Below are 24,967 nucleotides of genomic sequence, written 5' to 3'. Positions count from 1 at the left end.
AGCGCCCCCGATGGCTCATCGGGGGCGCTTTTTCATGTCCAGGTGCTGCCCACCATGGCCGCCTGGGCAGCATGGTCAGGCGGCCCGGCAAGCTCACGCTCCCGCAGGCGCTGCAGGTCCTCCACGGTGTCCACGCTTTCCAGCACGCCGGGGTCCGGCACCTCGATGCCCACCGCCGGGTAGCGCGCCACCAGGCGGCGCGCGCCTTCGTCGCCCTGCAGGCCGACCAGGTCCGAGTACAGCTCGGCCGAGAAGGCCAGAGGCTGGCCACCGCGGCCCCGGTGCTGGGCAAAGGCCACGGCCTGCTCGCCCAGGCCTTCGGCCACGGCACGCAAGGTACCGGGGCTGATGGTGGGCATGTCACCCGGCAGCAGCACCCAGCCGGGCGCATCGCCAGTGGCGGAGACACCCGCCGCAATGCTGTGCCCCATGCCGACAGGCAAGACCTGACCCTGCACGCCGCGCTCGGGCAGCACCACCAGCTGATCCAGCTGCTGGACCAGGCTCTGAACCTGGTCCTGCATGGCTTGTGTCGTGACGATCACCCATGGCAGGCCCGCGGCCCGCACCTGGGCAACGGTACGCTGCAGCACCGTCTCCCCGGCCTTCAGCTCTTGATGGAGCTTGTGGCCGGGGCCTTTGAAACGGCAGCCCTGGCCCGCGGCCAGCACGACGACAACAGGCCGTCGTTCATCCATTCGAATCACCTTTTTCATCTCGCCGCCTGTTTAGCGGCTGTTGCCCTGCAGCATGCCTGCTGCCCCATGGCCGCCCCATAGGGGGCTTCACTTAAGGAGTTCCCGCCTGAGTGATACTCCCGGTATGAACAAGCTTTCCGATCTGCGCAAGAGCTACGAGCTGGCCGAGCTGGACGAGTCCCAGGCCTCCAGCGAGCCCCTGGTCCAGTTCCGCCAGTGGCTCGATGAAGCCCTGAAAGCCGAGCTGCCCGAGCCCAATGCCATGACCCTGGCCACCGTGGGCGAGGACGGTCGCCCGTCCACCCGCATCGTGCTGATCAAGGGCCTCGATCAGCGCGGCATCGTCTGGTACACCAACTACGACAGCCGCAAGGGCCGTGAGCTCGCCATCCATCCCTTCGCGGCCCTGCAGTTCCACTGGGTGGAGCTGGAGCGCGTGGTGCGCATCGAGGGCCGGGTCGAGAAGGTCAGCGCCGAGGAATCGGACGCCTATTTCAACTCGCGCCCCCTGGACTCCCGCCTGGGAGCCTGGGCCTCCCCGCAAAGCCAGGTGATCAGCTCCCGAGCGGTGCTGGTGGCCAACGCCGCCAAGGCCGCCGCGATGCACGGGCTGAGCCCCAGCCGCCCCCCGCATTGGGGGGGCTACCGCCTGGTGCCCGAGCGTTGGGAGTTCTGGCAGGGCCGCAAGTCCCGTCTGCATGACCGCATCACCTACAAGCAGGAGGGGCAGGCCTGGATCAAGGAGCGCCTCGCGCCCTGAGATCCCGGCCGTTCTGGCTCAGAAGCGCAGCTGCACCCCGGTGGACACACTGCGCCCGGGCAGCGGCGCCCAGTCGCGGATGGTGGACATGCTCGCCGCACGGTAGCCCAGGGCATTGCCGAGATTGTCGAGCTTGAGGTACCACAGGGCATCCGCCTGCTGCCAGCGGAATTGGCGGCTCAGCGAGAGGCGCGCCAGGGTATAGCCCGGGGTCGGCCGGTCGATGGCCGGCACCCGGTTCTGGGCCGCGGTCTGCTGGATCTCCAGGCGCAGGCCCCAGGCACCGCCCTGCCCGTCCAGGCTCAGCGTGCTGCGGCGTGGCGCCATGCGAGGCAGCGGCTCTCCGTGGCTCAGGTCCTGGCCCTGGACCCAATCCAGCTGCAGCCCCGCCTGCCATTGCCAGCCTGACAGCGCACCCGGCAACCAGCCCAGCCGCAGGTCCTGCTGCACCTGGAGCTCCAGGCCCTGCACGCGCGCAGCGACGGCCTGGTAGGCATAGACCGGCAGCGACTCCTCGCCCTCACCCGGCACGGTGGCACCGGTCGCGCGCAGGGCGATGTAGTCCTTGAAGCGGGTCCGGTAGGCATTGATCTCCACGCTGCCGCTGGCGTGCTTCCAATGCATCCCCAGGTCCAGGCCGCTGGCATGCTCCAGACCCAGCGTGGCGTCGCCCTGCTCGAAGGCGCCAGTGGCCACATGCACGCCGCTGGCGAACAGCTCGCCTGCCGAAGGCGCGCGCTCGGAGTGGTTGACATTGAGGCTCAGGCCCAGGGCCGGCATCGGATGCCAGCTGAGGCTGGCCGAGGCGCTGGCCGGCGAGAAGCGCCGCTCCGTCGCGGGACCGAAGCGCGCATCCGCGGCGTCTGAGGCATCGCCGTCGGACCTCACACGGACCTGGTCGCGCCGGGCACCCAGGCCCAGCTGCCAGGGCCCGTCGCTCCACTGCTCGAGGATGAAAAGCCCCTGGGCGCGGTTGCGGTTGCTGGGCATCAGGGCTTCCTCGCCCTGGACCTCGAAACGGCTCTGCTCCAGCTGCCAGCCCAGCACGCCGCGCGCGCCGGCCAGCGGTGCATGCTCGGCCTGCAGCCGAAGCTCGGAACCCCGCTGGGCAAAACGTGTCCCCAGGGAGCCATCGCCCTCGATCTCATCGTGCTGGTAGCGGGCCCGGCTGAACTGCCACTGCAGCTTGCGCAGGGGGCCGTCGTTCCAGCGCCATTCGCCGGCACCGGCCACGCGCTGGCGCTGCATGGCGATCTTCACGTCGGGCTCCACCGTCACGCCGTAGTCGTTGCGGTAGTCGTCGAAACTCAGGCCGGCATAGCCGTCCCGATCGACCCAGGATCCCCCGACAGCCGCACTGCGGGACGCACTGGCGGAATTGCGCACATGGCTCATGGACTGCCCGTCCGGGGCGGTGAAGCCTGGTGTCTTCTGGTCGTCGGCCAGGCGTCGCGAAACATCGGCATGCCAGGCCCAGGGCCCCTGTCCGCCGTCCAGCACCGCAGCCAGGGCGCGCTCGTTCGAAGCGCCGCCCAGCCGGAACTCCGTGGCCCCCGACACGCCCTGGAGCGGGCTGCGCGGGATGCGGTTGTCGATGGTGTTGACCACGCCACCGATCGCATTGCCGCCATACAGCAGGGCCGACGCGCCGCGCAGCACCTCGATGCGATCCACCACCAGGGGATCGACCGGCACCGCATGGTCATAGCTGAGGCTGGAGACGTCCAGCGAGCCCCCCGCGTTGTTGAGCATGCGCACCCGCTCGCCGTCCAGTCCGCGGATGGTGGGCCGGCTGGCATTGGGGCCGAAGGACGTGGCGGCGATGCCGGGCAGGCCCTCGACCGTCTCGCCCAGGCTGGCACCGCGGCGCAGCAGCAGCGCATCGCCAGCCAGGGACTGGCCGGGCTGGGCCAGCTCCTTGTTGCCCAGGGGATTGCCCGTCACCTGGACGGCGTCCAGGGTCTGCCTGTCAGCGGGATTGCCCTCGGCATGCACCCACTGGGCGCCGAGCAGGGCCAGCAGCAGCGCGGTGCGCGGCCAGGCCGGCATGGAGGTGGTCGAGTGGATCGGGGAGGCAAGGCCCTGGCGCGCCGCGCGCCGGACCGGATGGAGAGCGTTGTCTTGCATGGATGCTGGGCCTGCTGGATGAGGCCCCCTGGCATGGGCGGGGCCGAGGGCCACGCCGGGTCTGAGTGGCGGGCGCGATGGCACCCGCGCGCCCGCGGCGCACTGGCGCCGCCGGGCGAGCTTCATGCCCCTGTGCGGGGCGGAGACTCAGGCAAGAACAGGAGGGCCGCGGGCCCGCGGGGTGGCCCGTGCGGTGTCGGCGGACACCGGCGCGGGGCTGGCGACCACCACCGTGGCCAGCGCCAGCAGGACCGCAGCCGGCTCGGCGCCGCACAGCTGATCGCCGTGGGCGAGCTGGTCGAAGAGCTGGCAGTCCGTGGAACCCAGCGCATGGCCCCAGGCATCCGACGGACCCTGTTCGGCCGCCGCGGCCGCCAACCTGAAGCTCTGATGGGCTGTACGGTGCCCCTGGCCCAGGCCCTGGGCCAGCAGCAGGCACAGGGCCAGCCAGGCATGCAGCGCCACGGCCGGCCAGCCGCGAGGGCGGCGGACACCACGGAGCCCGCTCATCCCCGCCACCTCGTGCGCAGGGCGTGCCCGGGACCGCTGCTCAGCGCATGCGCAGCCACGCCCACCCTGCCGGCAAGGGCGGGATGCAGCGCGCTGGAGCGTAAGCGGGTGTGGACCAAGACAGGGGCCGTCAGGGTGAAAACAGCGGCATTGTGCACACCGGCGGGCACCCTGCCATCAGGCATCCCCCGGGGGCCGTCCGCCCTTGAGGGGATTACTCGCCCGGCTGCAGCATCCGCGACACCTGCAGATGCCACGCGCACCAGGCCGGCCAGGCCGCGCCGGCGAGGGCCAGCAAGGCCCCCAGCAGCACCAGGAGCAGCCCATGCTGGAGGGCGTGGCCCTGCGTGCCCAGCCAATGCAGCTGCTCAGGCGCTGCCAGGTGTCGCAGGCTCATCCAGGCCAGCTCGCTGAGCCCCCAGGCCAGCACCAGGGCCAGGACGGCCAGCCACAACCATTCCAGCAGAGGCAGCAGCGCCACACGACTGGCGGGGGCGCCCAGCACCCGCAGGAGGACCAGGTCCTGGCGGCGCTGCTCCTGGGCCTGCAGCATCAGCGCAAAGGCCGCCAGCCAGGCGCACAGCAGCAGCAGGACCAGCAGCGTCTTGAGCAGCACCGGCAGCCAGCCCAGGGCGGCCGCCATGCGGTCGATCTCGTCGCGCGGCACGGCCGCCTGCAGATGGGCCTGCGCATTGAGCCAGGGGAGCAGCACGCCCAGGGCTTCCGGACTGGACGGGCTGACCAGCACATGGCTGATGTCGCCCAGGCTCTCTTCGCCCGTGTCGGACCCTGGCTGTCCCTCAAGCCCGGTCAGGCCGGCTGACAGCGCCGGCGCTCGCGTGGCTGCCGGCTGCCGCAGGGCCCACAGAGAGCTCAGATCGGTGAGGATCAGGCCGTCCAGTGCCGAGCCCTGGCGCCCCAGGATGCCGACGACAACAAAAGCCCTGGGCAAGGCCCCCGCCGGCTTGAGATCCGGCAGCTCGAGGCCGCTGAACTCAGCACCCACGGCCAGGCCCAGGCCTTCGGCGGCATCCGCTCCCAGCACCACCTCCATCACATGCTCGAAGCCGCGCCCCTTGGCGAGCCGGGCCTGGCGCAGGGCCAGGAAGGGCGCTTCGGTACCGATCACCGCAAATCCCCGATGCCGCCCTCCCAGCAGCACAGGCACGGCCTGCTTCACCTGCGGCAGCCCCCGCAGCAGGGGCACCGCTTCATAGGGCAGCGTGCCGCCGGGCTCGCTGAGCAGCTGGATGGCAGACAGGGTCTGCCGCCAGGGGTCGCCCTTGGGCCCGACCAGCAGCTCCATGCCCTGGAGCTCGCGCTCCAGGCGTTGGGGGATGCGTTGGCTCAGCTGCATCAGCAGCCCCGCAGCGGTCAGGGCGAGACTCAGCAGCAGCAGGCTCATGCCGGCATATTGCGGCCTGGACCACAGATGGCGCCAGGCCAGCCAGGGCAGCGTCGGCCCCATGGCAGATCCCCATCGTTTCATCCGGGCTGACCTCCCAGCACGGTACTGAGCCCCGCGGTCAGGCCCGAAGCCAGCCAGCCCAGGTTGCGCAGGCGGTGCAGCTGCACGGGCAGCAGGGCCTGGAAGCGCTGCACCACGCGTGCGTCATGCGTGGTCACCACCAGGGTGACGTGATGCTCGGACGCGGCCTGGCACAGCAGGCCGATCATGCGTTCGCTCGCCTCTTCATCCAGATTGGCGGTGGGCTCGTCAGCCAGCAGAATGCGCGGCCCGCGCAACAGGGCGCGAGCCAGGATCACCCGCTGCAGCTGCCCCTGGTTGAGCTGGGCCGCACGGCGCTTGGCCAGGCCTTCCAGGCCCAGGCTGGTCACCACGAGGCCGATGCGTTCCTTGTCGACGGGCAGGCCGGCGGCCAGGAAAGGCAGGCGCAGGTTCTCCAGCACATTGAGCGACGGGCTCAGGTGCAGGCGCTGCGACACCAGGCCCAGCTGACTGCCTCGCCAGCGGTCCACGGCCGCCCCCTGCAACTGCCCGAGCTCCACACCGGCCAGGCGAAGCTGGCCGTCCGAGGGGCGCAGCAGGCCGGCCATCAGGTTCAGCAGGGTCGACTTGCCGACGCCCGAGGGGCCATGCACCAGCAGGTGATGGCGCGGCGCCAGCACGAAGTCGTCGAAGTACAGCAGGGCGCCACCGGGATAGGCGTGGCGCAGGCTGTGCCAGGCGATCATGGGTTCGCTGAGCACGGTCATGCCCTGCCCCTCCCCTGCCGCAGGCCCCGCATGGACGGCCGCCAGGGCCGGATGGCGTCAGTCTGTCCCGGCATCGTCACGCAGCAGATGTCCGAAGGTCTTCATGAACTTGTCGACCTTGCCGGCGACCACGAACACGCAGTAGCCCTGGTCCGGATTGCGGGCGAAATACTGGTGGTGATAGGGCTCGGCGCTGCTGTAGAGGCGCAGGGGCTGGAGCTCGGTCACCACGCGCCCGCCCAGGGCCGCGTCGGCCTCCGCCAGGAAGCTGCGGGCCAGGGACTGGTCGTCCGGGTGCTCGTAATAGATGCCGGAGCGGTACTGCGTGCCGACGTCCGCCCCCTGGCGGTTCAGGCTGGTCGGGTCGTGGATGCAGAAGAACACTTCCAGCAGCTGGCGCAGGCTCACCTGGGCCGGGTCGTAGTCGATGCGAACCACCTCGGCATGACCGGTCCGGCCCGTGCAGACCTGCTCGTAGCTGGGGTCGGGCAGCTCGCCATTGCAATAGCCGGGCTCCACGGCCTGCACGCCTCGGACGCGGGCGAACACCGCCTCGGTGCACCAGAAACAGCCGCCTCCCAGCGTGATGCGGCCCGTGCCGACATGGCTCATCGTGTGATCCTCCAATGACGCAGTCCCGCGTCGACAGCCTGCATTGTGCAGCGGACGCTGCGGTGCATGCTCAAATCGCGCCCTGACTCAGCGCCGGCCGCTGCCCCGGCATCCTCCCGCGCACGGACGCATTGCCCCGCCATGGACCTCTACCCCCCCTTCAAGGCCCTGTGCCTGGCCTTGCTGGCTCCCCCCGGCCTCCTGCTGCCGCCCCTGCTGGTTGGCGTGCTGCTGTGGCGGCGTGCCGGCCGCTGGCGCTGGGCGCTGCCGCCGGTCTTTGCGCTGATGTGGCTGTCCCTGTGCGAAGCACCGGCCCTGCTGCTGCAGCACGCCCTGCTGCGCCCGCCTCCTGCGCTGCGGCTCGAAGCCAGCGACTGCGCGGCGCCGCCCCGGACGCTGGTGCTGGTGCTGGGCGGCGGCATCCACCAATGGACGGCCGAGCGGGACGGGCCCGACCTCAAGCTGGGTACGCTGGAACGGCTGCGGCAGGGCGTCCGGCTGGCCCGGCGCTGCGACTGGCCGCTGGGCTTCACCGGCGGCCTGCCCTCACCGGCGAAGCCGGGTGACATGCCGGAGAGCCGGGTGGCGGAACAGGTGGCTCGCGAGGAGTTCGGCCTCCCCCTGTCCCTTGCCGAGCCCGCCGCGCGGGACACCCGCGAGAACGCCCGCCTGAGCCTGCCTTTGCTGCGCGAACGGGGGATTCAGCGCCTGGTGCTGGTCACGCATGCGGAACACATGCCCCGCAGCCTGCGCGCCTTCGAGACCGCCGCACAGGCCGAGCGCTACCCCTTGACGCTGCTCGCGGCGCCGGTCGGCGGGCGGCCGCTGGAGGATCTGTCCCCTTATGACTGGACGCCCTCTGAGGCCGGCTATCGCCGCATGCGCTACGTCTTCTACGAGGTTCTGGGGCAGCTGGCCGGGCACTGAGCCGCGGAGACCGGCCCTTCACGGCCCCCTCACACGAAAATACCCCCCAGAAAGAGGAACCCCCCCGGGCTTTCGCACGGAGGGGTGGGTGGCTGGCGCCACCGGTGGAGCTCAACGGTGAATGACCGGAGGGCTCCTGGCGCGCAGAGACTGCGCCAGTTGGAATGCCTATCGTTAGGCTCCCCAAACTTAGCCGGCAGGCCAGGAGACTTCAAGCAGCGCCGACGGCCTCACTGATCCTGATTAACCCCGAGCGATCCCGCCTGGACTTCACTCCCCGAGACGCCTATGTCCGGCCGGCGAAGAGCTGGTCGAAAAGCCGCTGACTGGACTGCTGCACCGCTTCCGGCATGGTGATGGTGCGCCCCCATTCCCGGCTGGTCTCGCCCGGCCACTTGTTGGTGGCGTCCATGCCCATCTTGCCTCCCAGCCCGCTGACGGGGGACGCGAAGTCGAGGTAGTCGATGGGCGTGTTCTCCACCAGCGTGGTGTCGCGCACCGGGTCCATGCGGGTGGTGATGGCCCAGACCACCTCCTTCCAGTCGCGCACGTCCACGTCCTCGTCGACGATGACGATGAACTTCGTATACATGAACTGCCGCAGGAAGCTCCACAGGCCGAACATCAGCCGCTTGGCGTGCCCCGGGTAGCTCTTGCGGATGGAGATCACCGCCATGCGGTAGCTGCAGCCCTCCGGCGGGAGGTAGAAGTCGACGATCTCCGGGAACTGCTTCTGCAGGATGGGCACGAAGACTTCGTTCAGCGCCACGCCCAGCACTGCGGGCTCGTCAGGCGGCTTGCCGGTGTAGGTGCTGTGGTAGATGGGATCGTCCCGGTGCGTCAGGCGCTGCACCTCGAAAACGGGGAACCAGTCCTGCTCGTTGTAGTAGCCGGTGTGGTCGCCATACGGGCCCTCCAGGGCATGGAGGTAGCCCTTGATCTCCTTGAGCGGCACGCCGTGCTCGCTGCGGCCCTCGAAGCCTGGCGCTGCGGGCGGGATGTGGCCCTCCAGGATGATCTCGGCGGTGGCCGGCACCTGCAGCATGCGACCGCCCTCGCCCACGGCGGTGTCCGCCAGCTCGGTGCGCGAGCCCCGCAGCAGGCCGGCGAACTGGTACTCGGACAGGCTGTCCGGCACCGGCGTCACGGCGCCCAGGGTGGTGGCCGGATCCGCCCCCAGCGCCACGGCGATGGGGAAAGGCTGGCCCGGATGGGCCAGGGCGAAATCACGGAAATCCAGCGCCCCGCCCCGATGGGCCAGCCAGCGCATGATCAGCTGCCGCGGCCCGATCAGCTGCTGGCGGTAGATGCCCAGGTTCTGCCGCAGTCGTGGCTTGGGAATGGACTGCGGCCCGCGCGTGATGACCAGGCCCCAGGTCAGCAATGGCGCGGCGTCGCCCGGCCAGCAGTACTGAATAGGGAGCCGCCCCAAATCGAGCGCATCTCCCTCCAGAATGTTGGCCTGGCAGGCGGGCCGGGAGACCAGGCTGGGCTTCATGTCCCACAGCGCCTTGCCCATCTGCAGCAGCTTGCCGGCGTCCTTCAGACCCTTGGGTGGCTCGGGCTCCTTCAGGTTGGCCAGCAACTGGCCCACGTCCCGCAGCTCGGCCAGGCTGTCCGCCCCCATGCCCAGCGCCACCCGGCGCGGCGTGCCGAACAGGTTGCCAAGGACCGGCATTTGCCGCCCCCCCGCGCCTTGGGGGGTGACCGGCTGCTCGAACAGCAGGGCCGGTCCTTCGGCGCGCAGCACCCGGTCGCACAGGGCCGTCATCTCCAGGTGCGTACTGACGGGATCCTTCACGCGGAGCAGCTCACCCTGGGCTTCCAGGCCGGCCATGAAGGCCCGCAGATCTCGATATTTCATAACTATTAGCTATTAAGACAAGCACTTATAAGCTTGACCGGTTATTTTTCATCCTTAGAATCCGGCCAGCCTTGCACCAGCAAGGGTTAACCCGTGCGCCGTTCCAGGGTTCAAGCGCACGACCGCTGCCAATGGACGCCGCCTGTGGAAGGGCTTCATGCCCGTCCGCACACCAGGCGGCCCATTATCACCGTCGGTCTTTGCCCCGCGTCCTGCGCGGGGTGGGGATCGGGCGGAGAAGAAAGGAGTCACATGACAGCGCAAGCTAACCTGTTGAGCCTCGGACGCCATGCCCGCATCGCGACCGAGGTATTTCTCAAAGACATCGGCCAGGGCCTGCTGGTCGTCAGCCACAACACCTTGGCCCTGCTCGGGCTCACCGTCGTCGCCCTGCTGGCCACCTTTGCCAGCCAGGCAGACCTGCGCCATCAACTCGAAAGCCAGACCCTGGGCTGGCTCAGCGCCCGCCAGGAAGCCCGTGCGGAAGCCAGCGGCGACGTCCTCAACACCCTGAGCGACCCCACCGCCATCCAGCGCGCCACCGCCACCAATCCCAAGGAGCTCAGCCGCCCGCAGGCCGCCGTGGCGCAGTGGCTGGCACGGCGCTACAAGGTCGCCCCCGAGCCGGTCGCCCGCCTGGTCCAGGAAGCCTGGGTCGTGGGCCAGAAGGCCAAGGTCGAGCCCACCCTGATCCTCGCCATCATGGCCGTGGAGTCCGGCTTCAACCCTTTTGCGCAGAGCACGGTGGGCGCCCAGGGTCTCATGCAGGTGATGACCCGCGTCCACGATGACAAGTACGAGGCCTTCGGTGGCACCCATGCCGCCTTTGACCCGGTCACCAACCTGCGCGTGGGGGTGCAGGTGCTGAAGGAGTGCATCCAGCGCGGCGGCAGCCTGGAGGACGGCCTGAAGTACTACGTCGGCGCCGCCAACCTGAGCGATGACGCCGGCTATGCAGGCCGGGTCCTCAACGAGCACGAGCAACTCAAGGCCGTGGCGGCAGGCCGTGCCCCGACGCCCCGCCCCGCTGCGGAGCCCCAGGCTCCCATGGCGTCCTCGGCCCCTCAGCAGGTGGCCCTGCTGCGCTGAGATGTCCCGAGGGTGCGCGAGCTGGCTGGCGGCAACGCCAGCGCCCTCGTCTTCAGCCCTCGTCTTCAGGCCTGGCCCTCGGGCCTCCAACGCCACGCCAAGCCCCGGCGCCTCCCGCCCCGGGGCTTTTCCCTTTGCGCTAGCCCTGTGCAGGTCAAAGGAGACCGACCCTGCAGGTGTGGAATGGTCCCCCAGCCCGGCGGCGGGACCCGCTACACTCCACGGGCCGCGCAACTGGCGATGACGCCCCTGCTGCAGTGAGGGGCCAAGGTGGGTGACCACCGGGGAGCGCGGCTGCCTGTGCACCCTCGGTGGCCGGCAGATCCGCCGTTCGCCTGGGCAGCCGAGCAAGGAGCATCGAGATGCTTTCTTGTGGTCCGGGCCCGGCTACAACCCTAGATTCCCACTAACACCATGTTCGACCGCACCCAATCCACCCTGGCCGCCATCGATCCCGACCTCTGGACTGCCATCCAGAACGAGAACCGCCGCCAGGAAGAGCACATCGAGCTGATCGCCTCCGAGAACTACACCTCGCCGGCCGTCATGCAGGCCCAGGGCAGCCAGCTGACCAACAAGTACGCCGAGGGCTACCCCGGCAAGCGCTACTACGGTGGCTGCGAGTATGTCGACGTCGTCGAGCAGCTGGCCATCGACCGCCTGAAGCAGCTCTTCGGCGCCCAGTTCGCCAATGTGCAGCCCAACTCCGGCTCGCAGGCCAACCAGGGCGTGTTCTTCGGTCTGCTGCAGCCCGGCGACACCATCATGGGCATGAGCCTGGCCGAAGGCGGCCACCTGACGCACGGCATGCCGCTGAACATGTCGGGCAAGTGGTTCAAGGTCGTGTCCTACGGCCTCGACGCCAACGAAGCCATCGACTACGACGCCATGGAGCGCATCGCCCGCGAGCACAAGCCCAAGCTGATCATCGCCGGCGCCTCCGCCTACTCGCTGCGCATCGACTTCGAGCGTTTCGGCAAGATCGCCAAGGAAATCGGCGCCTATTTCATGGTGGACATGGCCCACTATGCCGGCCTGATCGCCGCGGGCGTCTACCCCAACCCCCTGCCCCATGCCGACGTGGTGACCTCCACCACCCACAAGAGCCTGCGTGGCCCGCGTGGCGGCATCATCCTGACCAACAGCGAAGAGATCAGCAAGAAGATCAATTCGGCCATCTTCCCCGGCATCCAGGGCGGCCCGCTGATGCACGTCATCGCCGGCAAGGCCGTGGCCTTCAAGGAAGCCCTGAGCCCTGAGTTCAAGGCCTACCAGGAGCAGGTGGTCAAGAACGCCAAGGTGCTGGCCGAGACCCTGATCGAGCGCGGCCTGCGCATCGTGTCCGGCGGCACCGAGAGCCACGTCATGCTGGTGGATCTGCGTCCCAAGGGCCTGACCGGCAAGGAAGCCGAGGCCATCCTGGGCGCCGCCCACATGACCTGCAACAAGAACGGCATCCCCAACGATCCGCAGAAGCCCATGGTGACCAGCGGCATCCGCCTGGGCACGCCGGCCATGACCACGCGCGGCTTCAAGGAAGAGCAGGTGCGCGCCACCGCCCACCTGATCGCCGACGTCCTGGACAAGCCGCACGATGAAGCCAATCTGGCCACGGTGCGCGAGAAGGTCGCTGCGCTGACCCGCCAGTTCCCCGTCTACCGCTAAGCCGGTCCGCCGCCGATGCGTTGCCCCTTCTGTTCCCATCACGAAACCCAGGTCGCCGAGACCCGCGAGTCGGATGAGGGCGATGTGGTCCGCCGTCGGCGGCGCTGCCTGAGCTGCGACAAGCGCTTCACCACCTACGAACGGGCCGAGATCGCCCTGCCCGCGGTGGTCAAGAAGGACGGCACCCGCGCCGACTTCGACCCCGCCAAACTGCGGGCCTCCATGCAGCTGGCCCTGCGCAAGCGGCCCGTGAGCATCGAGCAGATCGACGCTGCACTGGAGCGCATCCAGGACAAGCTGCTGACCAGCGGCGCCCGCGAGATCCCCTCCACCAAGCTCGGCGAACTGGTCATGCGCGAGCTCAAGCGCATCGACAAGGTGGCCTACGTCCGCTTTGCCTCGGTCTACCGCAGCTTCGAGGACGTCGACGAATTCCGGCAGCTGATCCGGGACATCTGACCCGGCAAATCCGCCGCACTAACGCATGAAGTCCGCAGCCTTGCGGACCAGACCCGGCACCCCTCACGCAGCCTGGGGATGCACGGCACCTGCACCGGTCCTACCCTGCAAGCCTTCCCTGACGAAGGCCTGCCGTGCGACCTTTTACTGCCCACTTTCCGGCCCACTTTCCGGATCACTCCCTCGCCCACCGACCAGCCCCGCTGCCAGGCCAGGCTCCGGCAGGACCTCCTGCCGGGCTTGCGGCGCAGCCACCGGCTTGGGCATCTGACGCGCACCTTGGCGCTTCCAATCGGGCAGCGCTGCCGGCACGACGCCCCGCCCGGGCGCCTCAGCAAGGCTTCGGGCTCATCAGCGCCCTGATCACCATGGCCGTGATCGGCGTGCTGGGTCAGATCGCCTGGCCCGCACTGCAGAGCGCCGTCCTGCGCCGCCGCCTGGAGACGCTGGCGGTGGACTTCGCCCATGACCTGCAGCTGGCGCGGAGCCTCGCGCTCAGCGGGGAGCAGGCCCTGCGGCTCAGCGTCAAGCACATGCCCGGCGGGACTTGCTACGTGCTGCACCTTGCCCCGCATGACCGTTGCGTCTGCAGCGCCGCCGGCGCCCACTGCGAGGCAGACGCCCCGCCCATCCGATACCGCTGGATCGCCAGCAGCAGCGGCATGCGGCTCATGGCCAACGTGCCAGGCGTCACCCTGCATCCCGGCGAGGGCTTTGTCACCAGCGCAGGCACCTTCCGGGTCGAGCAGTCCGCCACAGGCCGTGGCATCTGGTATCTGCTGAGCCCTGCCGGGCGCGTCCGCAGCTGCGCGCGTGAATGGGAGCCCAGCGCCCTGCCGCCGTGCCTGCCGCCGCTGGCCTGAACCTTGCCCGCCGCTCTGGGAGCCCTTCATGTACCCTTCAACGCCTTCCGAAGCGCCTAAGCCACGGCCCTGCCAAGCACGTCGCGCACGGCCTCCGGGCCCGCAGCGCCCCTGCGTGCCTGCGCCGGATGCCGCCATCGCACCGCCAGCGCAGCGGCACTCCGCCGGCCCGCCACCGGCACGCAGGCAAGGGGCCGGGCTGAGCCTGGTCGAGCTCCTGGTGGCGCTCTGCATCACCGCCACCCTGGCCGCCCTCGCATGGCCGCACTTTCAAGGCGCCATGCACAGGGCCCGTCGCAGCGAAGCGCAGACGGCCTTGTCCGAGTTGCTGAACGCCCAGTCCCGCTACCGCAGCAGCCACCGGCGCTACGCCGGAAGCCTGGCGGAGCTTGGCTTCGGAACCAGCTCGCTGCAGCACTACCAGCTGCGCCTGCTCGACCTGCCCAAAGCCGCCGACGACGCCGAGGCCGAGCCCTTCAGCAAAGGCTTCGTCGCCCTGGCCACCCCGCTGCACACCAGCCCCCAGGCGCATGACAGGACCTGCGCCGTCCTGAGCCTGACACTGGAAGGCCGGCAGCTCACCCACAACGCTTCCGATGCCACGGGCAGTCCCAGCGCCCCGTGCTGGCCCCAATGAGACGGCTGCTGCAGCGCTCCAGCGCCCGGTCGGAGCCTTGCCGTCCTGGCCAGGGAAAGGCCATCCCGGTGAGCGGTCAAGTTGGATGGACTCTGGTGGACCTGATGGTCGGCATGGCTGTGGGCCTCTTCCTGTGCGCGGTGGCCGGCACCCTCATGCTCAGCCAGTGGCGCGAGCACAGGCATCTACTGGCGGAGACCCTTCTCCAGCAGGAACTGCGCAATGCCATCGCCCTGATGCGCCACGAAGTCCACCGCAGCGGTGCCGATCCTGCGGCCCACGAGCTGATGCCCGAACGCGGACGCCTGCCCTCACGCCCCGCTGAAGCCCCGCGCCTCAAGCTGCTGCTGGGCGGCGCGCCCATCCCCGACGAGAGCGCCGGCGACGGCTTGCGCCTGGTCTACGTCCGGGCCGAAGCGGGTGAGGCCCGGCGGCGCATCGAGCGTGGCTTTCGGCTACAGGGCACGCAGCTGCAGTACCTGCTGGAACACAGCTGGCAGCCCTGGAGCGACAGCAACACCGTCCGCTTCATCCGCATGGAAGTCCGCCTGGCCGGTTCGGAGGGCAGCCTGCCGGACGCCTGTCCCTGCGCCGGCTCCCCACGCGAGGTCCGGTCCTGCGACACCCGGCTGCAGGCGCAAACGCTCCACGTGCTGCTGGTGGGGCAGTCGCGCCTGGACCCCCACACGGTGCGCAGCATCAGCAGCAGCATCCACGTTCGCAACCAACGCCTTGCATGGACCGCGGCCTCATGTTGAGCTTTGACCCCGCGATCCGCACCGGCCGCAGCCGCAAGCGCAGCCACACCCGCCGCTACGCCAACAGCGGCAGGTACCACCACGATCACAGCGGCCGCCCCAGCGACGACCTCAGTGACGACCTCAGCAGCAAGCGCAGCGCGCATATTCCCAGTGGCTGCACATCCGTCAAAGCGCTTGGCAGGCACCGGGCCTTCCGCAGAAAGTACCCCGATGCCTCTCCGGCCATGGGCTCGCACACTTCGTCCGCACGCCGGGCCAATGCACCCGCCGAGTGGGACCCGGCGCCGTTCCGTCAGCCTCTGCATGTTGCAGCCCACATGCCGGAGCCCATGGCCCCTTCAACCCACAAGGTCCGCATGCCTACCCGACCCTCTGTTCGAGGCCACACCCAGACTCGCGCCCCGCGCCCCCTGGGTCGACGGTATCCGGTGGCCGGCGTGGCCACGCTCGCCACGCTCATGGTCCTGCTGTTGCTGCTGGGCATGGTGGCCCTGCTGAGCAGCCGGGTGATCCAGGGTGAGCAGATGGGCAGCGAGGCCCTTGTGCAGGGACATCAGCGCCAGAGCCTTCAGGAAAGCGGTCTGGACTGGGGCCTGCACCTGCTGAACAGCCCCCACCTCGACACCGACTGCCGGCCCGGCACCAGCGAAGGCCCCGCCTTTGGAGACAGCGTGAGCCTGGTGGACGAGCGCGGGCACCGGCAGGTGCGCCCGTCCTGGCAGGGGCGACCCTTTGCATGCACCGTCGACGCCGGCACATGGACTTGCCACTGCCCCGATGGCAGCACACCCGCCCCCAGTACCAGCCCCTCTGGTGGCGGGCACTTCACCGACCGACTTGCTCGCTTCAGCCTGGAATTCCAGGGGCAGGAGCGTGCAGATGCTTCAGCCTGGCATCGACGGACGTTGCGCCTGCTGGCCCAGTCCTGTGCCGAGGGCCAGAGCCCCTGCGAACTGGCGGGCACGGCGGCATCCAGCCCCATGCCTGACAAGGGGCAGGCACAGCTGGTCGTGCTGTCCTCAGCGCTCGCTCAAGCCCCCGGCAGCGCCGTGGTCGGCGCAACCAAGGTGGACCTGCTCGGACTGGCTGCCACACGGGCCGGTCTGGCGCTGCCCCCCGATCCGGACAGCGCCTGGGTGCTGCAGGCGGGCGGCGAGGTGAGGGCCACAGCGGCCCACATCCAGGGGCCTCCGGGCAGCACCGCGGAGCGCCTGATCCGCCGCCTGGAGCCCGAGCTGGCCTTGCCGCCGGACGCCTTCTTCCAGCGCTACTTCGCCATGCCGCCTTCGCAGTACCGCGAACGCGCCGGACTGTCCGTGCTCGATTGCCGCGGCGTGCCGGACTGCAGCGCGGCCCTGGAGGCCCGTGTCCGGTCCGGCCATGCCTGGCTGTGGGTGCTGGGGCCCTTGCAACTGCGCAGCCCCCTCTCGCTGGGCAGCAGCGAGAACCCGTTGCTGCTTCTGTGTGATGACGCCCTGGACATCGACACCCCGCTGCAGTTCCACGGCCTGATCTACAGCCACGGCGCCGCCCGCCTGCATGCGGCGGAGGGCGTGCTGCGCATCGACGGCGCCCTGATCGGCGCAGGGGCGATCACCCTGGCAGGCCAGGTGCAGATCGTCCATGACGCCCCATTGATGCGCCGGCTGAGTGATCTCAGAGGCAGCTGGGCGCGACTGCCTGGAGGCTGGACCCCATGAATACCCGAACACCCGAACACTTCGGAGGCAAGCCATGAGAGCGCACCCTCGCCATCGGCCGGCTCGCATGACAGGCTGGAGCCTGGTCGAGGCCTTGCTGGCCAGTCTGTTCCTGAGTGCCGGCATGCTGCTCTTGCTCAAGGGGCAGGCAAGCGCCCGCGCCTACAGCGACTTCGCCCGCGAGCGCGCCGCCGCCGCGGTGCTGGCCGAGGCCCGGATCGAGCGCCTGCGCAGCGGCATGCTCGACGCAGCCCCGACCGAAATCCATAGTGCTGCAGTCCATGATTCGGCCGCTCATGATTCGGCCGCTCATGATTCGGCCGCTCATGATTCGGCCGCTCATGATTCGGCCGCTCATGATTCGGCCGCTCATGGTTCGGCCGCTCATGGTTCGGCCGCTCATGGTTCGGCCGCTCACGGTTCGGCCGCTCACGGTTCGGCACCCCTGCTCGGCCCAAAGAGCGACGCGGCAGATGCCGGCCTCGACGCAGGCGAGACCACCTGGCATGAGGATCTCGACAGCAGCCGCTATGGCTTTCGCCAGCGCGTGCTGAGCGGCCCCGGGGGGGCCTTGAAGGACATCGATCTGCAGCTGCGCTGGCAGGACAGATTCGGTGACTGGCAGGCCCTCCGATGGCCCGCCCGGCTGGCTCCCGCCCAGCCTGCCGCTGCGCTGCTGGCCTTCAGTGCGCAGGCCACCGGCGATGTGGCCCTGACCCGTGCACGCCATGCCGCGATCCCGGAGTCAGCCCGGCTGCTGGAACCGGGATGGCTGGCCTTCTCGCCGGCGGGCGATCCCGCGCAAGCCTGGCTGATGGATGCCCGCACCGGCTGGGTCCTGGGCCTTTGCGAGCTCGGCGGGCGCAGTGTCGACGAGCTCCGGGCGGCCGACATCGCCGCCTGCCGCTCGCGCATGGCCGGTGGAGACGCGCTGCTGCTCAGCGGCGAGATCCGTTTCGACCTGGAGGACAGCCCCTCGCCCGACAAGCCACGGTCCAGTGCCGTGCCGCTCACCGTCGTGCTGCACCTCAGCGATGCCGCGGCCTCGCCCGCGCCGCCGCACTGCGTCAGCAATGCGTCCAGCGCAATCGCCAGAGGATTGCCGGTGGTGAGCTACCACTGCCTGGTCTATCCGCGCGGCCTGGACCAGCGATGGAGCGGCCGCAGCGAACTGGGCGGCACTGCCGCTGACCCGGAGCGATTCCGTGTCTGTCGCTACAGTGCCGATCATGACCACGACGGGCGCATCAGCAACCCTGAGCACCCGCTGGACTACCACGACGTCGACGGCCCGATGACCCAGCAGAACTTCCTGGTGATCCGCGCGGGCTTTCCCTGCCCTGGCGGCCTGCCACCGGATCCGGCCGCAGGCCGGCTCCTGGACCTGGGCACGCGGCCCCATCAACCGCCAGAGTAGACAGCGTCTCTATCGGCATGCCCCCCGCACCGCACCTCCCTGCGCCATGCCATGCCATGCCATGCCATGCCGTGCCGTGCCATGCCGTGCCGCGCCGTGCCGTGCCGTGCCGTGCCGTGCCGTGCCGTGCCGTGCGTTGCCGTGCCATACCGTGCGTTGCCGTGTCGCGCTTCGGGGACTTGCAATAGCGCCCGCATCAGCGCTCTCCGCAAAGGCTGCAGCGCTGGCGGGCGATCCCGCGCTCGCGTCGGCATCGGATGTCGCCGGGGCCTGCAGAGCGCGCTATTCTTCGCCCCGATCTGCCGCAGGGCAAAACCTTGACGGGCAGCCAGGCCTGCCACCTTGCCGGCATGCTCGCGTGCCAACAGGTCAACACGCCAACCATCCACCCGCTGACACCCATCGTGACCCCTGACCGCCTTGATGATCGCGTGCTCTCACCCGAGGAAGCCATGGCTCTAGCCCTGTCGCTGTCAAGGCAGGCCATCGGGCTCAGCGACCCCAATCCCCGCGTCGGCTGCGTGATCACCGACCATGCCGGGCGTCTGCTCGGCGCCGGCCACACGCAGCAGGCGGGCGGCCCCCATGCCGAGGTGATGGCCCTGCGTGACGTCCGCGCCCGGGGTCACGACGAGGCCGCGCTGGCGGGCGCCCAGGTCTACGTCACGCTGGAACCCTGCGCCCACCATGGGCGGACCCCGCCTTGCTGCGAGGCGCTGGCCGCCGCGAAGGTCGGGCGTGTGCACCTGGCTCTGCTGGACCCCAATCCACTCGTGGCCGGCAAGGGCCGCGCACACCTGGAAGCGGCGGGCATCGCCTGCGAGCTGGGCCTGGGCGCTGCCGAGGCCCGCGAGATCAACATCGGCTTCCTGAGCCGCATGGTGCGAGGCCGGCCCCACGTCCGCATGAAGATCGCCGCCAGCCTGGACGGCCGCACTGCGCTGCCGGACGGCCGCAGCCAGTGGATCACCGGCCCGGGCGCACGGCAGGACGGCCACTGGTGGCGGCAGCGGGCCGGAGCCATCCTCACGGGCCTGGGCACGGTCAGGGACGACGACCCGCGCCTGGACCTGCGCCTGCCAGGCATCGAATCGCCGCCACTCCAGCCGCTGCGCGTGATCGTGGATTCCCGGCTGCAGACGCCCGCCACCGCCCGCATCCTCCAGTCCCCCGGCCAGGTGCTGCTGGTCCATGCGGGCGCGACCTCGACCACCCCCTGGCCCGAAGGCGTCGAGACCCTGGCCTTGCCCGTTGGGCACCCGGGTGACCCGCGCGCCGGGCACCCCGGCGATCAGCCGGCCAGCCACCCGGGCGGCCAAGCCCCGGAGCCGAAGGTCGACCTGCCCGCCCTGCTGGCGGAGCTCGGTCGGCGCGGGATCAATGAACTCCATGTGGAAGCCGGCGCCACCCTCAACGGCGCCTTGCTGAAGGCCGGCCTGGTCGATGAATTGCTGATCTATCTGGCCCCTGCCCTGTTGGGCGAGGGCCGCGGCATGGCTGCCCTGGGCCTGCTGCCCGAACTGGCGGCGGCCCCCAGGTTCGATTGGCTGGAAACAGCGCTGGTGGACGGGGACCTCCGGCTACGCCTGCGCCGCGCATCGCTGGGCTATTGAAAGTTCCCGCCCTCGCCTTGCCTTCCGTACCCGAAAGGACTGCACGACTTGGGGCGCCCCTGCGCTTCATGAATGACGCCCTTTAAGCCGCCGCGGCGTGCCGAGCCCCCCAATGGGGTCCAGCAACGATGGGGTCAATCAAACATGATGCGGCCCTGCGGTTCCTGAACGGCGCCCCTGGCCTGCTACGGCGTGCCAGCCTCCCGATGAGGTCCATCAAACATGGGGCGGCCCATCGCTGGCTTGCCGTGCAGGCGGGTCTTGGCAAGCGAAAGGAGAACGAGGACGGCAAGGGGGGATGGCACGAGGGGATGGCACGAGGGGACGCCACCGGATCAAGGCCAGTGGCCGGACTAGGGGACGCGCCCCAGGGATCTGTGCAACTCGGCCCCCGGGAAATACCGGATGGTCGCCCCGCCCCTCTACAATCCGCCCCTATGCCTATCTCTCCTGTCCCCGAGCTGGTCGCCGAACTGGCCGCCGGCCGCATGGTCATCCTGGTTGACGAAGAAGACCGCGAGAACGAGGGTGACCTCGTCCTGGCTGCGGACCACGTCACGCCCGAAGCCATCAACTTCATGGCCAAGTTCGGCCGTGGCCTGATCTGCCTCACGCTGACCCGTGAGCGTTGCGAGCGCCTGCAGCTGCCGCCCATGGCCACGCGCAACGGCACGCAGCATGGCACGGCCTTCACTGTGTCCATCGAGGCGGCCACGGGCGTCACCACCGGCATCTCGGCCGCGGACCGCGCTCGCACGGTGCAGGCCGCCGTGGCACGCAATGCCGAGGCGCGAGACCTCGTCCAGCCCGGCCACATCTTCCCCCTGCAGGCGCAGGACGGCGGCGTGCTGATGCGCGCCGGCCATACCGAAGCCGGCTGTGACCTCTCCCGCATGGCCGGCCTGACGCCCGCCGCGGTGATCTGCGAGATCATGAAGGACGACGGCACCATGGCCCGCCTGCCGGACCTGGAGGTCTTCGCCCAGGAGCACGGCATCAAGATCGGCACCATCGCCGACCTGATCGAGTACCGCAGCCGCAATGAATCCCTGGTCGAACTGGTCAGCCGCCGTTCGCTGCAGACGCACCAGGGCAGCTTCGACTGCGCCGTCTTCAAGGACCGCACCGGCGCCGTGCACCTGGCCCTGAGCCATGGTCAGTGGCAGCCCGCCGACGAAGTGCTGGTGCGCGTGCATGAGCCCTTCTCGGCCCTGGACCTGCTGGATGCCGGCCAGTGCGGCCACTCCTGGCCCCTGCCCCAGGCCCTGGCAGCGCTGAAGCAGTCGCCTGCCGGCGTGGCCGTGCTGCTGAACTGCGGTGAATCGGCTGAGGCCCTGCTGGGCCGCTTCGAGTCGGGCGATGCCTCGGCACCGCGCGCCACGGCGATGGACCTGCGCACCTACGGGGTCGGCGCCCAGATCCTGCGCGAGCTCGGCGTGCACAGGATGAAGCTGCTGGGCAGCCCGCGTCGCATGCCCAGCATGACCGGCTATGGCCTGGAAGTCACCGGTTTCATGAGTGCCCAGTCTGGCACCCACAAGGAGTAAGAAGCCCATGCAAGGAGCAGACAAGGGACAGCAGGCCGCCCTGGACGGCCAGGACCTGCGTATCGGCATCGTTCAGGCGCGCTTCAACGAGACCCTCACCAACACGCTGGCGCAGAGCTGCCTGGAGGCGCTGGCCGCCATGGGCGTGCCCAGCCACCAGATCCGCCATGTGACGGTGCCCGGCGCGCTGGAAGTGCCCGTGGCCCTGCAGACCATGGCCGACAGCGAGCGCTTCGACGCGCTCATCGCCCTGGGCTGCATCATCCGCGGCGAGACCTACCACTTCGAGCTGGTGGCCAATGAAAGCGGCGCGGGCGTGACCCGGGTCTCGCTGGACGCCAACCTGCCCGTCGCCAATGCCATCCTCACCGTCGAGAACGAGCCCCAGGCCTGGGCCCGTGCCGCGGAAAAGGGCGCGGACGCCGCACGCGTGGCCGTCGAGATGGCCCATCTTCTGAAAGCCCTGCAGTGAGCATGAACGACAAGACCCCCTCCCCCGCTGCAGCCAAGCCCGCCGCCAAGCCGGCAGCCAACGCCGCGGCCAAGCCCGGCGTCAAGCGCGCCGGCGCCAAGTCGGCCCGTCGCCGCTCGCGTGAATTCGCGCTCCAGGCGCTGTACCAATGGCTGGTGACCGGTGACGAGCCCGCCGCCATCGAGGCCCACATGCGCGAGCAGCAGGGCTTCGACAAGTGCGACAAGGCCCACTTCGACGCCCTGTTCAACGGCAGCGTGCATGAAGCCGCCGACCTCGACGGCGTGCTGGGCCGCCACGTGGACCGCAAGACCACCGAGCTCTCGCCCATCGAGCACGGCATCCTGATGATCGGTGCCTACGAGCTCAAGCACTGCATCGACATCCCCTACAAGGTTGCGATCAACGAGGCCGTGGAGCTGGCCAAGTCCTTCGGCGGCACCGACGGCCACAAGTACGTCAACGGCGTGCTGGACCGCGCGGCCGGGGACCTGCGCCCCGTGGAAGTGCAGGCCCAGCGCAAGCCGGCCCGCTGAGCGGAATTTCACAAGCCCACGCTTGCGGGCGCACGCTTGCAAGCCCACCCTCGCAGCCCCGGATGAAGCTGGCCCAGCGACTGGATCGCATCGATCCCTTCTACGTCATGGAATGCGCCAAGGCGGCCGATGAACTGGCCCGCACGGCGCTGTGCGACCCCGCCCAAGGCGGTCGCCGCATGATCTACCTGAACATCGGCGAGCCCGACTTCGGGGCCAGCCCCGGCGTGGCAGAGGCGGCCGCGCGCTGCATTGCCGAAGGTCGCACGCAGTACACGGCGGCCGCCGGCCTACCGGCCCTGCGCCAGGCCATCAGCGCCTGGTACGGCCGGCACTTCGGGCTGGATGTGCCGGCCTCGCGCATCGTGATCACGGCGGGCGCCTCGGCGGCGCTGCAGCTCGTGAGCCTGGCCCTGTTCGAGCGCGGGGATGAGGTCCTCATGCCGGACCCCAGCTACCCCTGCAACCGCCATTTCGTGGCCGCGGCCGATGCCCGGGCCGTGCTGCTGCCGGCCGGCGCCGACCAGCGCTTCCAGCCCAGCTGCGCCCAGGTGGAAGCGGCGTGGAACGCGCACACCCGCGCGGTGCTGCTGGCCTCGCCCAGCAACCCGACGGGCACCTCCATCGAGCCCGCCGAGCTGGCACGCATCGTGGCCGCCGTGCGCCAGCGTGGCGGCCTCACGCTGATCGACGAGATCTACCTGGGCCTGTCCTACGAGGAAGCCTTCAGCCACAGCGCCCTGGCCCTGGGCGAGGACATCATCTCGATCAACAGCTTCTCCAAGTACTTCGGCATGACGGGCTGGCGCCTGGGCTGGCTCGTGTTGCCGCCGGCCCTGGTGGGGCCCGTCGAGAAGCTGGCGCAGAACCTCTTCATCTGCCCCTCCAGCATCGCCCAGCATGCAGCGCTGGCCTGCTTCGAGGAGGCCTCGCTGGCCGAATACGAACGCCGCCGCGCCGTGCTCAAGGCCCGCCGCGACCGCATCGTGCCGGCACTTCAGGCCCTGGGCCTGGAGGTGCCGGTGATGCCCGACGGCGCCTTCTACGTCTGGATGGACGTCTCCGGCTTCACCGACAACGCCTGGGACTTCAGCTTCGAGCTGATGCGCCGCGCCCAGATCGCCCTGACCCCGGGCCGGGACTTCGGCCCCGCGCTGGCCTCGCGCTTCCTGCGCCTGTCCTTCGCCAGCAGTGACGAAGACCTGGACGAGGCCGTCCGGCGCCTGGCCGAGCTGCTGCCCAGCCTGCGACGCGCATGAGCAGCCCCCTGGCTCCCGAGGCGGATGAGCGCCAGCACTACTGCCACGCCCTGCGCGTGTACTGGGAAGACACCGACGCCGGCGGCGTGGTCTTCTACGCCAACTACCTCAAGTTCTTCGAGCGCGCCCGCACCGAGTGGCTGCGCGAGCTGGGCTTCAGCCAGGAGCGGATGCGCCTGGAGCAGGGCCGCATGTTCGTGGTGAGCCGCACGGCGCTGGACTACCTGGCACCGGCCCGGCTGGACGACTGGCTCCGCGTCACCGTCGAGCTGCGCGAACAGGGCAGAGCCAGCATGACCTTGTTCCAGCAGGCCTGGCGTGACGGACAGTTACTGGCCGAAGGCGAAATCCGCATAGGCTGCGTGGATGCTGCGAGTTTCCGCCCGGCCCGCATGCCGCAAGACCTCCTCGAGCGGCTGTCCACCCTGGCCCTGGCGGCAGGCTGAGACCGATGTCCCGCCGCGCCGGGCATACTTCGCACCTTCTTTGCCGCCCTCATCACTGATTCTTCCCGCTGCTCCAAGCGAACCGAGATGAACCAAGACCTCTCCATCTTCACCCTCATCGCCAACGCCAGCTTCGTGGTCAAGCTGGTGATCGGCGCCCTGCTGACCGTCTCCCTGGCCAGCTGGAGCGTGATCTTCTCGAAGTTCATCGCCCTGGGCCGGGTGAAGTCCAGCAATGAGGCCTTCGAACAGGAATTCTGGTCGGGCAAGAACCTCAACGACCTCTACAACGCCGTTTCCAGCAAGAGCGACGGCGCGCCGCTGGAGCGCATCTTCGCCTCCGGCATGCGCGAGTTCCTGAAGCTGCGCGAGCGTCGCGTGTCCGAGGCCAGTGCCTTGCTGGACGGCGCCCGGCGCGCCATGCGGGCCAGCTTCCAGCGCGAGCTGGACGCCATGGAGTCCCACCTGTCCTTCCTGGCCTCGGTCGGTTCGGTGTCGCCTTATGTGGGCCTCTTCGGCACCATCTGGGGGATCATGCATGCCTTCGTGGGCCTGTCCAATCTGCAGCAGGTGACCCTGGCCACGGTGGCCCCGGGCATTGCCGAAGCCCTGGTGGCCACGGCCATCGGCCTGTTCGCGGCCATTCCGGCGGTGCTGGCCTACAACCGCTTCGCGCGCCAGATCGACCGCAGCGCGATCACGCTGGAGACCTTCATCGAGGAGTTCTCCAACATCCTGCAGCGCAATGCCGGCACGCCCGCCGCCGCGCCCACCACCCGCTGATCCGC

General features: G+C 69.7%; 24 protein-coding genes and 1 riboswitch. Of the genes, 17 read left to right on the top strand and 7 right to left on the bottom strand.

The window, feature by feature from the left end:
• Positions 1 to 32: 32 nt before the first annotated feature.
• A complete protein-coding gene (locus O9Y01_RS17380; protein WP_269632858.1) occupies positions 33 to 698 on the bottom strand; it encodes a nucleotidyltransferase family protein in 666 nt (221 codons plus the stop codon).
• A 124-nt stretch (positions 699 to 822) separates the two neighbouring features.
• Here O9Y01_RS17380 and pdxH point away from each other — a divergent pair, with 124 nt between their 5' ends.
• Positions 823 to 1,458 carry a pyridoxamine 5'-phosphate oxidase gene (gene pdxH / locus O9Y01_RS17375; protein WP_269632857.1) on the top strand — a complete coding sequence of 212 codons (636 nt, stop codon included), beginning with the start codon at positions 823 to 825 and terminating at the stop codon, positions 1,456 to 1,458.
• Between the two features lie 18 nt (positions 1,459 to 1,476).
• Here pdxH and O9Y01_RS17370 read toward each other — a convergent pair whose 3' ends face one another.
• The 5 genes from O9Y01_RS17370 to msrA form a co-directional block, all read right to left on the bottom strand.
• Positions 1,477 to 3,585: a TonB-dependent receptor gene (locus O9Y01_RS17370; protein ID WP_269632856.1), complete on the bottom strand. Its 2,109-nt coding sequence runs from the start codon at positions 3,583 to 3,585 to the stop codon at positions 1,477 to 1,479.
• A gap of 147 nt (positions 3,586 to 3,732) precedes the next feature.
• Positions 3,733 to 4,095, bottom strand: coding sequence for a hypothetical protein (locus O9Y01_RS17365; RefSeq protein ID WP_269632855.1), 363 nt, complete (start codon positions 4,093 to 4,095; stop codon positions 3,733 to 3,735).
• A gap of 214 nt (positions 4,096 to 4,309) precedes the next feature.
• Positions 4,310 to 5,563, bottom strand: coding sequence for an ABC transporter permease (locus O9Y01_RS17360; RefSeq protein ID WP_269632854.1), 1,254 nt, complete (start codon positions 5,561 to 5,563; stop codon positions 4,310 to 4,312).
• Between the two features lie 17 nt (positions 5,564 to 5,580).
• Complete coding sequence (locus O9Y01_RS17355; RefSeq protein ID WP_269632853.1) at positions 5,581 to 6,312, bottom strand: ABC transporter ATP-binding protein; 732 nt, start codon at positions 6,310 to 6,312, stop codon at positions 5,581 to 5,583.
• 57 nt (positions 6,313 to 6,369) lie between these two features.
• Entirely contained in the window at positions 6,370 to 6,924 is a 555-nt protein-coding gene (gene msrA / locus O9Y01_RS17350) for a peptide-methionine (S)-S-oxide reductase MsrA (RefSeq protein WP_269632852.1), read from the bottom strand.
• Between the two features lie 141 nt (positions 6,925 to 7,065).
• On the opposite strand from msrA, the gene O9Y01_RS17345 reads away from it, so the two are divergent.
• On the top strand, positions 7,066 to 7,851 hold the full coding sequence (locus O9Y01_RS17345) for a YdcF family protein (protein WP_269632851.1): 786 nt from the start codon (positions 7,066 to 7,068) through the stop codon (positions 7,849 to 7,851).
• Between the two features lie 286 nt (positions 7,852 to 8,137).
• On the opposite strand, the gene O9Y01_RS17340 is transcribed toward O9Y01_RS17345, so the two are convergent.
• Positions 8,138 to 9,715, bottom strand: a complete 1,578-nt coding sequence (locus tag O9Y01_RS17340; RefSeq protein ID WP_269632850.1) for a UbiD family decarboxylase — start codon at positions 9,713 to 9,715, stop codon at positions 8,138 to 8,140.
• A gap of 252 nt (positions 9,716 to 9,967) precedes the next feature.
• On the opposite strand from O9Y01_RS17340, the gene O9Y01_RS17335 reads away from it, so the two are divergent.
• From O9Y01_RS17335 to tolQ, 15 genes are all read left to right on the top strand, one after another.
• Positions 9,968 to 10,804 carry a lytic transglycosylase domain-containing protein gene (locus O9Y01_RS17335; protein WP_269632849.1) on the top strand — a complete coding sequence of 279 codons (837 nt, stop codon included), beginning with the start codon at positions 9,968 to 9,970 and terminating at the stop codon, positions 10,802 to 10,804.
• 220 nt (positions 10,805 to 11,024) lie between these two features.
• Positions 11,025 to 11,152: riboswitch (ZMP/ZTP riboswitch) on the top strand.
• Between the two features lie 66 nt (positions 11,153 to 11,218).
• The gene (gene glyA / locus O9Y01_RS17330; RefSeq protein WP_269632848.1) at positions 11,219 to 12,469 is read left to right on the top strand and encodes a serine hydroxymethyltransferase; all 1,251 of its coding nucleotides are present in this window, start codon (positions 11,219 to 11,221) and stop codon (positions 12,467 to 12,469) included.
• 15 nt (positions 12,470 to 12,484) lie between these two features.
• Positions 12,485 to 12,928: a transcriptional regulator NrdR gene (gene nrdR / locus O9Y01_RS17325; protein ID WP_183105134.1), complete on the top strand. Its 444-nt coding sequence runs from the start codon at positions 12,485 to 12,487 to the stop codon at positions 12,926 to 12,928.
• A 368-nt stretch (positions 12,929 to 13,296) separates the two neighbouring features.
• Positions 13,297 to 13,791: a pilus assembly FimT family protein gene (locus tag O9Y01_RS17320; protein WP_269632847.1), complete on the top strand. Its 495-nt coding sequence runs from the start codon at positions 13,297 to 13,299 to the stop codon at positions 13,789 to 13,791.
• A 28-nt stretch (positions 13,792 to 13,819) separates the two neighbouring features.
• Positions 13,820 to 14,428: a type IV pilin protein gene (locus O9Y01_RS17315; RefSeq protein WP_269632846.1), complete on the top strand. Its 609-nt coding sequence runs from the start codon at positions 13,820 to 13,822 to the stop codon at positions 14,426 to 14,428.
• Positions 14,429 to 14,523: 95 nt separating this feature from the next.
• A complete protein-coding gene (locus O9Y01_RS17310; protein WP_269632845.1) occupies positions 14,524 to 15,186 on the top strand; it encodes a PilW family protein in 663 nt (220 codons plus the stop codon).
• A gap of 359 nt (positions 15,187 to 15,545) precedes the next feature.
• On the top strand, positions 15,546 to 16,889 hold the full coding sequence (locus tag O9Y01_RS17305) for a hypothetical protein (protein WP_269632844.1): 1,344 nt from the start codon (positions 15,546 to 15,548) through the stop codon (positions 16,887 to 16,889).
• 34 nt (positions 16,890 to 16,923) lie between these two features.
• Positions 16,924 to 18,306, top strand: coding sequence for a type IV pilus modification PilV family protein (locus O9Y01_RS17300; protein ID WP_269632843.1), 1,383 nt, complete (start codon positions 16,924 to 16,926; stop codon positions 18,304 to 18,306).
• Positions 18,307 to 18,758: 452 nt separating this feature from the next.
• Entirely contained in the window at positions 18,759 to 19,919 is a 1,161-nt protein-coding gene (ribD, locus tag O9Y01_RS17295; protein WP_269632842.1) for a bifunctional diaminohydroxyphosphoribosylaminopyrimidine deaminase/5-amino-6-(5-phosphoribosylamino)uracil reductase RibD, read from the top strand.
• Between the two features lie 437 nt (positions 19,920 to 20,356).
• Complete coding sequence (ribBA, locus tag O9Y01_RS17290) at positions 20,357 to 21,466, top strand: bifunctional 3,4-dihydroxy-2-butanone-4-phosphate synthase/GTP cyclohydrolase II (protein WP_269632841.1); 1,110 nt, start codon at positions 20,357 to 20,359, stop codon at positions 21,464 to 21,466.
• Between the two features lie 7 nt (positions 21,467 to 21,473).
• Complete coding sequence (gene ribH, locus O9Y01_RS17285; RefSeq protein ID WP_269632840.1) at positions 21,474 to 21,938, top strand: 6,7-dimethyl-8-ribityllumazine synthase; 465 nt, start codon at positions 21,474 to 21,476, stop codon at positions 21,936 to 21,938.
• Between the two features lie 2 nt (positions 21,939 to 21,940).
• Positions 21,941 to 22,474 carry a transcription antitermination factor NusB gene (gene nusB / locus O9Y01_RS17280; protein ID WP_269632839.1) on the top strand — a complete coding sequence of 178 codons (534 nt, stop codon included), beginning with the start codon at positions 21,941 to 21,943 and terminating at the stop codon, positions 22,472 to 22,474.
• A gap of 62 nt (positions 22,475 to 22,536) precedes the next feature.
• Positions 22,537 to 23,733: a pyridoxal phosphate-dependent aminotransferase gene (locus tag O9Y01_RS17275; RefSeq protein ID WP_269632838.1), complete on the top strand. Its 1,197-nt coding sequence runs from the start codon at positions 22,537 to 22,539 to the stop codon at positions 23,731 to 23,733.
• Complete coding sequence (gene ybgC, locus O9Y01_RS17270; RefSeq protein WP_269632837.1) at positions 23,730 to 24,179, top strand: tol-pal system-associated acyl-CoA thioesterase; 450 nt, start codon at positions 23,730 to 23,732, stop codon at positions 24,177 to 24,179. The genes O9Y01_RS17275 and ybgC overlap by 4 nt, the downstream gene beginning before the upstream one ends.
• 87 nt (positions 24,180 to 24,266) lie before the next feature.
• Positions 24,267 to 24,962, top strand: a complete 696-nt coding sequence (tolQ, locus tag O9Y01_RS17265) for a protein TolQ (RefSeq protein ID WP_269632836.1) — start codon at positions 24,267 to 24,269, stop codon at positions 24,960 to 24,962.
• The last annotated feature ends 5 nt before the right edge of the window (positions 24,963 to 24,967 follow it).

Origin of the sequence: Pelomonas sp. BJYL3, from assembly GCF_027257975.1 — a bacterium.
GTDB lineage: Bacteria > Pseudomonadota > Gammaproteobacteria > Burkholderiales > Burkholderiaceae_C > Roseateles_B > Roseateles_B flavus.
The sequence above is the reverse complement of the archived record's forward strand: the minus strand, read 5'-3'. Positions and strand labels throughout refer to the sequence as shown.